Here is a 12,208-nt window from a genome sequence, read left to right on the forward strand (position 1 = left end):
GACTATGCACCTTCCGGTGCGATCGTACGTCAGGCAATCCCCTAGGCGCGAACCGATACGCCGGGGCTGTCATTCCGATGTAAGATTTCCTCCCTGGTGCGGTAGAACCGCAGGGTAAGCTCCCGTTGAGTTCGTAGAATTGTCCTCGGCTTATAGTGGAGGGATGAGTGAGGTGAAGAGAGGAGTACGCGTGGTTAAAGACGCGGAGAAGATTATGCCGACTGCGCGGCACCTCAGGAAACCTTCGATATGGCTTCGAGCCACGGCGCCCCGCTCAAAGGCGCGGCCGCCGTCGTCCCACTACAGACACGAAAGGCTAAAGCCGAAGAATAGCACTACCTATTCTTTTAAACCGACAGGCAGCAAACAAGCGTCGCTCAAGACTAAACGATCGGTAGCGATGTTGATCACCATACTCGTCATTCTTGCTATCCCTACCTTGGTCCTAATGCTAATGTTGGCGGGTTAGACCAATGCTGACTGGTTGCCGATATTAACTGTGAAGGTCTGTCCACACTCTGTTCGGTTCAACTGCAGCCACCCAACAATCCCAGGGGTTGCTTTGTGCACACGTTGATGCCTGTATATGGCACACGACCCGAGGCCATTAAAATGGCGCCGATTATTGAGGCCATTGAAGAATCCGAATATTTCGACTGCTTCGTCACAGTCACTGGCCAGCACCGTGCGATGCTCGACCAGGTAAATCAGCTTTTCGGCATCGTTCCGGACCATGATCTGTCAATTCTGGAACCAGGGCAATCCCTCAGCACAATCATGACGAAGACCATCGACGGCTTGGATAAACTCTTTCAGGTCAATAAACCAGACGCCTTGATCGTCCAAGGGGATACGACGACGTCGACAGCAGCCGCCATTGCCGGCTTTTACCACGGCATCCCGGTAGTGCATGTGGAAGCCGGGCTGCGTAGCCACGATCTTTTCTCGCCGTTCCCCGAGGAGGGCAACAGGAAGATCACGAGCCAGATTTCCAGCCTTCACTTGGCTCCCACATCGGTGAGCAGACAGAATCTAGTAAACGAGAACGTGCCGGCCGAAGACATCTTCGTCACTGGTAACTCGGTAATCGACGCGCTCCTCGAAACGGTCGAGAAGAACATTCCTTTCACAGATCCGGTGCTTGAGGACTTAGCGTCAAGCGGCCGAAGGGTATTGTTGACCACCACTCACCGTCGGGAGAATCAGGGCGATACCATGCGTGGCATTGGACGCGCGTTGGCCAGGATCGCTGAGGCTGCGCCGGAAGTGACAATCGTTCTTCCAGTCCACAAGAATCCCGTCGTCCGTGACGCTGTCCTTCCCCGACTCGCCGGGAAACCGAATGTCATCGTCACAGAGCCTTTAGCGTACGGCGAGTTCACACGGATGATTTCGCTTGCACACATCGTCCTCACCGACTCGGGCGGAGTCCAAGAAGAAGCTCCCAGCCTCGGCAAACCGGTGCTGGTCATGCGTGAAAACACGGAGCGCCCGGAAGCCGTCGACGCCGGCACTGTGTCCTTGATCGGTACGGATGAAGAACGTATCTTCAGCGAAGTCGACCGACTCTTGAACGATCAAGAACATTTTGAGTCGATGGCCAACGCGGTGAATCCATACGGTGATGGCAAGGCTGCCGTGCGATCGGTGGCCGCCATCGCTCACTTTTTTGGCTTATGCGACCGCGTACCGGAGTTCGCCCCGCCTCCCACAAGCTAACGACTTGGAGTCTCTGGCCAGCGGGTTACAGTACGGGCTCCTTTTCGGAGATCACCACCGACATTGGATAGGAATTTGAAACGTGCCGACTTCCCGAGCTGACGAGACACTCCCCGACCGCATTGCCGTCATCGGCCTTGGTTACATCGGTTTACCGACCGCAACTATCTTTGCGACACATGGATTGGAAGTAATTGGCGTAGACGTGAAGCAGAGTACCGTCGATTCAGTTAATCGGGGCAAAGTTCCTTTCGTGGAACCTGATCTCGAATACGCCGTCGCTGGCGCCGTTAGCCATGGCCGTCTGTCCGCTGCCATCGAAACGCCACCGGCAGACGCATATATTGTGGCTGTCCCAACGCCGTTCAATGACGATTACACTGCCGATCTTTCGTTTATTGAGGCGGCGGCACGCGGTATTGCTCCACAGTTGAAGGGTGACGAGTTGATCATCCTCGAATCGACGTCGCCGCCGAATGCTACACAGCGTATGGCGGATCAGATCATCGAAGTCCGCCCGGACCTCACCCTTGAGCCGGGAACTGCAGAGACTATCCATATCGCTCACTGCCCCGAGCGGGTTCTGCCCGGCCGTGTCATGGTCGAAATGGTGACTAATGACAGAATAGTTGGCGGTCTGACCATAGAGGCCGCTGAGCGCGCGCGCGACCTGTATAAGACTTTCTGCCAGGGCGACATCCACATCACAAACGCAGTCACTGCCGAGATGGCGAAACTCGTAGAGAACTCTTACCGCGACGTCAACATTGCCTTCGCAAATGAGCTGTCTGTTATTTCCGAGAAGCTCAACATCGATGTGTGGGAGCTGATTTCGTTGGCCAATCACCATCCACGGGTGAACATCCTGCAGCCTGGGCCTGGAGTGGGAGGACACTGCATCGCCGTGGACCCTTGGTTCATTGTTTCCTCGGCCCCTGAAGAATCGAAGTTGATTCGTCAGGCGCGTCTGACAAACGACGCCAAGCCTGAGCATGTCATATCGAAAGTCGTCGAAGCCGCAGCCATGTTGGATGCGCCGCGAATAGCGGCCCTCGGGCTAACCTTCAAGGCAGATATCGATGACCTCCGTGGGTCGCCGGCTAGAAAAATCGTTACCCGACTGGCTGATGTACTTCCGCAGGCACAGATTTCAGCTGTGGAACCACATATTGAGGCGCTCCCCCCCGAACTGGAGGCACTAGAATCTGTCCGCTTAACCCCGCTGGATGTGGCAGTTGAGGAGGCTGACCTTGTTCTGGTCCTGGTCGATCATGAAGAATTCAAGAGTTTCGATGTCAGAAGCTTGGACGGCAAGACCCTCATCGACACACGCGGGATCTGGCCGGTACGGCAGCACGACAAACAAAATGCAAAATGATCCTGCTCGGCTCAAATCAAGTACCAGCTGGAACGAAGCCCTCGTTCTGCGCACCCAGTCATTGGAAGGCCGGCGCAGCACAAATTGGACTGGTCAGGGTTAGCTGAGTGAACAGACTCCCGCTGTCGGACCTTAGGTCCATAGTGACCTCCCAACTCCCTTTCGCCAATAATCAGGCCGCTCGTGAACGCGCCACTAAGTATCTGAATGATCGCCTGATCTGCTCGTCTGTATATCCTGACGTGCCTTTTAACGACGGAGCCGCATGGAAGGGCCCGCGCTCGCGTAGCCACGGACGATATCTGCACGGGTTGTTGTTCTTAGTCGATTGGACAGGCACCACGCTAGCTGACACCAGAACGACAGAACTAGCTGGACGAGAAGCCGTTGAGGTTGTTGCCAAATGGGCGCAGATGCATCGGGGAGACAGAAACTCCACCGGCATGGCGTACCACGACGAGACAACCGCACAACGACTAATCTCGCTCATCTCACTCAAGTATGCGCTCGCCACAAACGGGTTTTCTGGATCGGTGGAGCCCGTGGAAACCTTGATGGAAGAAACTGCGTCCCTTCTGAGCGACGACGAATTCCACTCGCCTGGGAATAACCATGGCATGTATCAAGACTTGGCGTTGCTCTATTATTCGGTCATTGCTGACACCAAACGGGAGCTGAAGGGTGAGAGATATTTTAAGCTGGCCATGCGACGTTTGCGTGACTATTTCAGTACCTGTTTTACGTCGGAAGGCGTGCATATTGAGAACACACCTACCTATCATCTCCTTGTAACGCGACAAGTCGAGAATGTGCGAAGGATCGCAGATAGGGCAGGTCACGAGGACGCGACGATCTATGCAGATCTAATCGCAAACGCTGAACGGTACGCGACCCACATACTTATGCCGAATGGCGTATTCCCACCGCTCAGCGATACCCAGCAGCTCGATATTGGCCGATCGTCGGCCACGAAATTCTTCACCAGCCCGGAATTCGCCTATGCCAGTAGCAGAGGCCAAAACGGTGTTGCGCCCAAAGACCGCATGCTCATATTGCCGGAGTCCGGATACGCCATTTATCGAAGTCAATGGGGTGCCGCGAATTCGACCTTTGCATTGTTTACAGCCGCATATAATAGTAACTACCATAAGCATAGCGACGATCTCAGTTTATTTATTCGCAGCAAAGGCATCGATCTTCTGACTGAGGCTGGTCCCTTTGGGTACGATTACCAAGATCCATTGACTAAATATGCATACTCACAATATGGTCACAATTCGCTGGTAGTGGATGGGCGCAGTCTCCCCAGAACGGACTCACGAAAAGATAGGGTTACTTTAAAGACCGTTGAACAACGAGGCGACGGCTTTATTGTGGTCGGGACAAACGGCCGCTACGACGATGTAGTCCATGAACGTACGGTGATGATAAACGATGCGTCTGGGTTGCCCGCATTCGAGCTCACCGACGTTATCAAGGGAGCCAACGACCATCGCTATGAACTTTTGTGGAACCTCGGAACAGAAGTACGGCCAGTGTTACATGGACAGGGCTTCGAGCTGTTCCATCGCGGCGAGAAAATCCTTGATCTCCATATACAAGCAAACGTTGCAACCTCACTCTCGATCACAAGGGGCCGCAAAAAACCGACTCCGCTCGGTTGGAAATTTCCGAAGTTCGGCGAAGCTGTACCTGCGGGTGTGGTTTCGATCAAATTCTCGGGTCGAAATCCAATTCTGAAAACCAACATTCGGTTGGCCGACTTTACGTATCAGGATCGTGGTCTCGTGGCACAAGGAACGCGTTGGAAGAGGCACCGGGACGTCGTACCGGTCAACTACCTGCTATGCCGTGCGACGGAGGATGCAAGTCGGAAACTGGTCGTCCTCTTTAGCGCCATGGGCGCTCCGGGAGACTTCAACCACAACTACAAGGAGACCCTCGACGAAGTTGACGTAAACGTTCTTTACCTGCTCGACGATTTTGGGATTCAAGGTGCCTACTATCTCACGGACCACCGGTCCACGCACATTTTTCAAAGTGTGCAAAACCTGATCAAGAAAATTGCTCAGGACCTGGGAGTGCCGTACAGCGAAATAGCCATGGCCGGCTCAGAGGAGGGCGGAGCCGCGGCCCTAATTCATGGTTCGTCCCTTCCCGCAGGCAACATCATGGTGGGTTCGCCGCAAACGAAAATCGGATCCTTCGTCGGCCTCCATCGTCCTAAAGTCCTCGAATTTATGGCGGGAGGAACATCCCAGGAGGACATAGATTACATGGACCGGGCCGTCATGGAGGCAGTTGCCGATCGGCCACCATCAACGAAGATCTCAATTGTTGCAGGAGAGGCAGATCATTTTCTTCCCGAACACGTGATGCCTTTGCTGGAGCATCTCCGCAACGATGATTGGAAGCACCATCCCGTCCCCACACTCACCACCGTGCCCGGCTTCGGCCATGAAGAGAGAAGTGAATTGTTCCGAAACTTCCTCAGGGCAAATCTGAACGAACAGATACACGGGGGCGGCGGGACGGTTCCACCATACTCATTAGCTGTGGATTCGAAAGACCGAGTCAACCTGAAAATCTACACAACTGGTGAACTTCACCTCGCATACCGTCTATACCAAGGGCGCGAAGTTGTAGAGGAAATGGGTTATACTCCCCAAACGAATTTCATCTCTGAACAAATGCCTAAAGGAACATACCGCGTCCGGGTGTTTCTTCGTAACGTTACCGCGAATGTCACTGAAGCCTTTACCACCTACCGAGTAACTGTTTAGCGCGGCTTCGTGCCCGGACCGCCAACTTATGCAGATCAAAACATTGGAGAAAGATGAGTGATCTACTTTCCAGCTTTATTCTTGATCCTGCCCGCTATTGGGGCGTGAACAGTCGACAGTTGACGAAAACTGAACGACGAAAGCAGCGTATCAAGAAGTACTTTGGCTGGTCGAATGAAGATTTGGCCCAGCTTGTCAGTGGGGCGGCGGAGTGGCGCGTCGCAGGTGAGCAGTGCACAGTCTACCTTCCAAATTTTGGCTCATCGGGCTCCCACTTGGTACAGCAAATCATTGCTGCCTGCCTTCCCGCTAATCCCGTTGGCGAGTTGTATATCCCCAAGCGCATTGTTGGAGAAGTGAAGCAGCTTCGCCTTCGAGAACGCCGCCTTTTCATAGAGGGTTATAACCTACTTCACACAACCTCCCCAGAACATTTATTTTCCAGGTCGGTGATTATTAATACTGCCCATGTAGCGACGCTCAAGAACTACGTGGACTGGTCCCGCAAGCACCGCTCACTATTGATCATCCGTGATCCCGTCGATCTTGTGCTCTCGCGAACCTTCCGGAAACAGGAGTATCGCGACTATTTGGGGAACACGAATGCCGATGATCTTGACTACTTGGACCACAACATCAATCAGACAATCCTCTTCTATGAGGCGGCCTTGCAAAAGCGGTACGCGCACGTCCTACGATTCGAGGATGTCTTGGCGAGGCCCCAAGTCGCAGCGGAAGTCTTATTCCAGTTACTCGAGAATGAGGGTATTCGCTTGGATACACTCATTCAGCAGGTAGAACACATCACCAGAGCTGGCGATTCGACCAAGAAGTACGCGGGAGAAACAATTCCAATAGACGAAAGCCATGCACAACTGGCGAGGAACCGACTGTCAAGCCTACGCAAAGACCTAGGGTACAAATAATCCGGTAGGTAACGGTAGTTGGGGCACGCACGGTTTCGATGAGCGGTATACCTTAGGCAAGATACTCCACTCAGCCGAGATGAGTTAAATCGAAGTATTTGGCGAATTTGTCATTTTTTCTAAAGAATTCGTCCATGTAGTTTTCGGCCTGCAGAAACGCCTTCTTCGGCATTTCTTCCATCCACTGTCCGTTCAGATGATAGTCACGGTCGAATTTCTTACTACTATCAATCAACTCAGCACCACGCTCACTCTCGATACCGCGCTTAGCGTAGCCGTCGAGGAAGAGCTCACGGGTTCCACCACTCCACGATAGGTCTAGCTGACCTTTCAGGTTGTCCAGTACTTGGAGCGGACTACGAAGTAGCTCCTCATGTTGGACAGTAAATGTAGACTCCTCGTTCTCATTGACGAACTCCAACCAAGAATTCATCCGCTTTCCCCACGAATTCAGGAAGCGGGAACCGAGGTCTTCAGTAAGGACATAAGATGCATGCCTGTCCCTTCGCAGCGCCTTCGCCCGGGCGTATCTATAGTAGCTCCACAGCCAAGAGACCGGATCCTTTATGCTAAAAATGAAACCGAGCGTCTTAGTCCTAACGGCACAGTCAACGTTTTTGAGATTCAATCCCAAGTCCTGAAGGTCATTCCTTTCCAACTTTTGTAAAGATTCTTGAATGGTCTCCCAATTTGCCTCAAGATGCTTATGTCCGAGAGTGTTGGAGAGCACGGTACAACGGTCGAAATTTACTTCGACCAAACCGCGAATGGCGTTTGTACCACTACGTTCCAGTCCATATTGCTTTATAAATGTCATCGGCACATCTCCAATATTCATCCTGATACTTCGGTTATTTTACGGTACAACTAGTAGCGGACCAGGACTATGACGAGTGCCCTTCAATGGCATCAGATAGTTGAGCAACGATGTCTTTAGAGGAAAACAATTGCTGCGCGTACTGCTGTGAGGCGCCAGCCTCTTCCCGCCACACCTCCTCGACCAGGCAGGTATCAGCAATGTAGGAAGTCAATTCCGCAATGTCACTCCGGGACCAAGAGAGAGGATAAATACGGTCGGCTCCAGACCATGCCAAGGCTGCTGGCAAAGCCCCAGACGCGGCTCCATCCGCTAAGGTCAAATGGAAAGACTCGAAATCACTCACAGATAGTGCAACACCGATTTTTTGATACCAAGATCCCATGTCCGAGGAAAATCCGTCGAAGGTAACGGCTCCCTTCAACAAGGGTTCATCCGCTATACGGTCGTATTGAGCTTCATAGAACGCAAGTTCATTTGGGCGGTTTGCCATCCACGGATAATCGTCAGGGGTCTTTCCCTTGATGTATAACTTGAATCTCTTGTCTTGGGTTCGCAACCTTTCCAGTACATCAAGGGCGCGGTCCAGCCGCTTACCTTGTGGCACGATACCGACCATTCCCAGATTAAATCTCGCAGAGGAAGTTTTTGGCTTATGAAGGGAATCGTTGTCTACGTAATTCGGAATGACTTGGCATTTTGCCGGATCAAATTCTGAGTCCCTAATCGCCATGTCGCGTATGTGAGGTCCGACAAATATGAACTCATCCACGGCGTCCGCTTCTATTCGTTCTGGAAAGACTGTGAACAACTCCTGCGAATGAAATCGCACTGTCAATCTCTGATCACGAGCCTTATTCTGTGAGTACCAGACAGCAGCGCCCAATGCCCATTCACAGAAAATGGCGTCAGCCTCCCTGAGACACTCCCCGCTAAACTTCGGATCGTGCTCTGAATGGCTCTGCCACTCATCAATCACTACCGTATGACCCCGCTCCTCAAGGTCCTCGATGATTTTCGTTGCAAACTTGAGGTCATGACCGGCGACTACTACCTTTTTCCTACGCCGTTTGGGAGAAGGTATCGAGACGTCCTCCCTCTGCCCCGGAGCTGGTTGCCTATAGATTAGGCGGAGAGCCTCCCCTTCGGTTTGCGAACGCCCTTGCCATACGCCGAGTAGGTTCGTTCCTGTGGTGGCGAGGATACCGACCTGTTTCAGGCCCGGACTATTCGAATCGATCGTAGCGCGGTGAGCAAGCCCATAGCCTCGCTGTTCCCACCCGTCACGATCTCTTGTGACGCCACTCCATGATCCGTATAGGGTACCTGCGAGCAGGTCTTCGAAGTACACTCTGTCAACGGGATATTCCGGTAGCTGACCGACCCAAACTATGCCGCTATTCTCCAGAGCCGCCAATTCCCTGGCGGAGTATGGTCGTGCGTCAATTGTCGGGGGCTTCGACGTGCTATCGGAGCCGAAGTATAAAATTCTTGACGGAAGGACACTTTGCCTCTGAAGTGTTGTCAAGAGCGAATCGGTCAGATCCTCGACCACGACGGCATATGTGGGCAGTGTAGGTGCGTCCACACTCACTCCTGCGGTCCTAAGCATGTATGTTAGCCGATGTCCTGCAGTATGCGCGCGATAGACCGTACGCATGCCTAACCATGCATCGTTCTTCCGAGTTCCCTCACGCGTCATGAGTCGGTCGATTAGGATCTGAGCGTCGCTGGATGTTGAAACAACTGGAATGCGACCGTCAAAAACGTCCTCCACACCCGCGCCCGGTCCGCTTACGACCATGGTTCCACTAGCGGCCGCCTCCACAACCCTTCGGGAAAACATGGTAGGCGAATCTTCTACAGAATTGACATTGATGTGTACTGGGTGCGCCTTGTATGCCTGCACCACCTCTGCATACGAAAGTCCCCCAGCTACAAAACGACCAAGGTCGTCCGGGAATTTGTAAGGACTTTGCGGATTGAGGTGTTGGCGATCATAGATCGTAAGCCCCTTCGAAGTAGCGGCAGTTAGCAATCTCACCAACTGCTCCGATCGTCGGGCATAGCGGTCCCCATAAAACGAGCCAGCATACGCGACAGTGTGTTCGTATTTCCGATTGCTGGGCAGGGGATTATGCAAGTGCGGTTGTGCATAAAAAGGAAGCGACGACACCGTCTTTTGGATGGAGCCAGCGTTCCTCAAATAATTGATAATCGAATTAGCGTCAGTAGTGAAGATGTGCTCAAAAAAAGTTGATGACTTCACGAAGCGCTCAAAATGAACAGGGTCCTCTTTATTCCAAAAGATTGTTGGTATTCCTGCATTTTGGCATCTCTCCAGAATGGAACGCAGTGTGTCAAATGACTGCTCATCGTAGTAGCCGACTTTTCGGCGCCACTCCCCTGATTTCCCTTCCCAAGCAGATTCGACTATTAGGGCGTCAATCGGGGCGTCAGCCAACTGACCCTCCCACTGATCGGGCGCTAGTTCGACGATGTTCGTTTCAGCACGAAGTCCTGCGGTAGTGAACTCGTCTGCAATAAGGGCAATCCTCAGGTCTTTGAGCGGGCGGCCGGGCGAGGCTTTAGTCTCCACCCTCTTAAGTACCCGGGCGTACTCCTCTCGAACTATCTGCCCTACCGCGGTCCAGGTCCGCTCCTCGAGTATCCAACGACGCGCTCGTCGGCCCAGATCCGATCGCAACTGCGAGTCTTCCGCGAGTCTGACAAGCGTCGCGGCCAGGCTTTCGACGTCTCCCGCTCCAAAGATGATCGCCTTTTCTTCGTTTCGCCCGGCAAGATCACGCAACGGGGCCAAGTTCGAGAGGATCACGGCCTTACTGCACGCCATGGCTTCCATTGGTTTGAGCGGCGGAACCAGCTCGGTTATCCGCACTGATCTACGCGGGCAGGGCATGATGTCAAAAATACTGATATATTTCGCAACCTCCTGCGGTTTCACTCGACCGGCGAAAATCACTTGATCTGAAATGTTCAATTCCCTTGACCGCTTTTTCAGATCGGCTAGAACGGGACCGTCCCCGACAATCACGAGCCGGAAATCTGCTTGGTGTTCGCGGACGATCGACATGGCGTCGAGCAGGTCGGCAATGCCTTCATAGGCCGTCAGGCTTCCTGCATACCCCACCACCATGGACTCGTCTGGTATGCCGAGGCGTTCACGCGTCGCTTGATGCGGAAGAAGTGGGGCGAATATTTCTGGATCGACAGCGTTAGGAACTACGCGGATTTTATCCCTGATCGCGCCGCGCTCAACCAATTCCCCTGCCACCTGGTCGGTTATAGCCAATATGCCATCAGCCTTGTCTACGACAGCATTTTCCATCTGGACGGCAAACGCGAACCGCTCGGTCGATTCCCAGCCTGGCTTCCCGGAAGCCTCAGTTATCTCCCAGAGGCCTCTGACCTCATAAATGAACGGAACTCCCAGTCGACGCGCCGCGACAAGCGCCGGGTACGCTGTCAGATAGTTTGAGGCTGCATGGATAGCCGAGACACGATTCTTCATCGCCTCACGGACATACGCGTCAGCTGCCTGTTCGATGTAGTGATCAATCCGGTCATCACGTAATGATGGCCCTGGCGTATAGATGTAGCTGATGCCGTTAGCCTCTGCCTCAAACCGTTTGCTCGGAGGTGCAGCCCTATCGATCTGGACATCCCATGGATATCCTGGACGCGCCATAACGACGAGGTCCTCCCCTAATTCCGCAATGGCCGTACTGAGCCCGGAGGTTCTGGTCGAGTATCCATTACTGTTATAGGCAGCGGTGCTATGCACGCAATACATGACCCGTCCAGGCTCCGCTAAATATCCAGCATTGGCCTGTCGGGGAGGCAAATAAAGTTCCTTCCCATACAGGCTGTCCAAGCCCCGTACAGTAGCTATGAGGTTGGCAACCTTAGAGTCCGTAGCTTCAAGCAAAGCCTCGTGCTGCTCTGCCAACGCGGCGGGTTCCCGGATGTTGCCCATGGTGAAGTAGCTGTGCTGGATAAGGCTTATGACGTTTGCCGCGCGTGTGTCTACGGATACAGATTCCAGTAGACGTGCGTATTTAGTTGCAGGTGAATCCGCCTGAGTCTCAGTGAAACCGCCACCGGTGCTTGTACGCCCGTTCCCGACGTCATTCCGTTCAGGAGCCATGGCCGATCTGCGGCTTCCAGTCCTTGACTTCACTGCCCTCAAGTGCCGTACCACTGTCCACACTAACCGGATGGGTTCTGTTAGCGCCTTTCCCGCCCGGACCCGCCAGGACCGCCTCAGGTTATACAGCGTTTGGCTGACCTCAGCCAACTCGTGCTTAAGACGGGCATTCTGTTCACCCTTTTGCTCGACAGCGTTGCGAAGCGTCGATAGTTCGGCAGTGGCCTTCTGTAACTGCGCCTCAAGCTGGGAGATTCTCCCCTGCTGCGTCTTGTCCCGCACAGCCATACCCTGATACCTGGTGACCAGGGACGTCGGGTCCGAAAGAAGCTCGTCCTGTCGCGCCTCTTCCAGTGTCGAACCAACGCGCCGCTCGTCATTGTGTCTCAAAGTATCGCCTGTCCTACGCTGTTGTGT

Annotated in this window: 6 protein-coding genes; 4 read left to right on the forward strand and 2 right to left on the reverse strand. The window is 53.4% G+C overall.

Translation table 11 applies throughout. From position 1 onward, the window contains the following. The first annotated feature begins 576 nt into the window (after positions 1–576). The 4 genes from wecB to ACX80B_RS01370 all read left to right on the forward strand — a co-directional run bounded on the left by wecB (position 577) and on the right by ACX80B_RS01370 (position 6,806). Positions 577–1,719, forward strand: a complete 1,143-nt coding sequence (gene wecB, locus ACX80B_RS01355; RefSeq protein WP_459292843.1) for a non-hydrolyzing UDP-N-acetylglucosamine 2-epimerase — start codon at positions 577–579, stop codon at positions 1,717–1,719. A gap of 82 nt (positions 1,720–1,801) precedes the next feature. Further along, the gene (gene wecC, locus ACX80B_RS01360; RefSeq protein ID WP_459292258.1) at positions 1,802–3,097 is read left to right on the forward strand and encodes a UDP-N-acetyl-D-mannosamine dehydrogenase; all 1,296 of its coding nucleotides are present in this window, start codon (positions 1,802–1,804) and stop codon (positions 3,095–3,097) included. Between the two features lie 143 nt (positions 3,098–3,240). Continuing rightward, a complete protein-coding gene (locus ACX80B_RS01365) occupies positions 3,241–5,880 on the forward strand; it encodes a heparinase II/III domain-containing protein (protein WP_459292260.1) in 2,640 nt (879 codons plus the stop codon). 53 nt (positions 5,881–5,933) lie between these two features. Then, positions 5,934–6,806: a hypothetical protein gene (locus tag ACX80B_RS01370; RefSeq protein ID WP_459292262.1), complete on the forward strand. Its 873-nt coding sequence runs from the start codon at positions 5,934–5,936 to the stop codon at positions 6,804–6,806. 70 nt (positions 6,807–6,876) lie between these two features. Here the strand turns inward: ACX80B_RS01370 and ACX80B_RS01375 are convergent, their stop codons facing one another. Continuing rightward, positions 6,877–7,644: a hypothetical protein gene (locus ACX80B_RS01375; protein ID WP_459292263.1), complete on the reverse strand. Its 768-nt coding sequence runs from the start codon at positions 7,642–7,644 to the stop codon at positions 6,877–6,879. 46 nt (positions 7,645–7,690) lie between these two features. Continuing rightward, positions 7,691–12,181, reverse strand: coding sequence for a glycosyltransferase (locus ACX80B_RS01380; protein WP_459292265.1), 4,491 nt, complete (start codon positions 12,179–12,181; stop codon positions 7,691–7,693). Positions 12,182–12,208 lie beyond the last annotated feature (27 nt).

The sequence above is a fragment of the Arthrobacter monumenti genome (assembly GCF_054511255.1).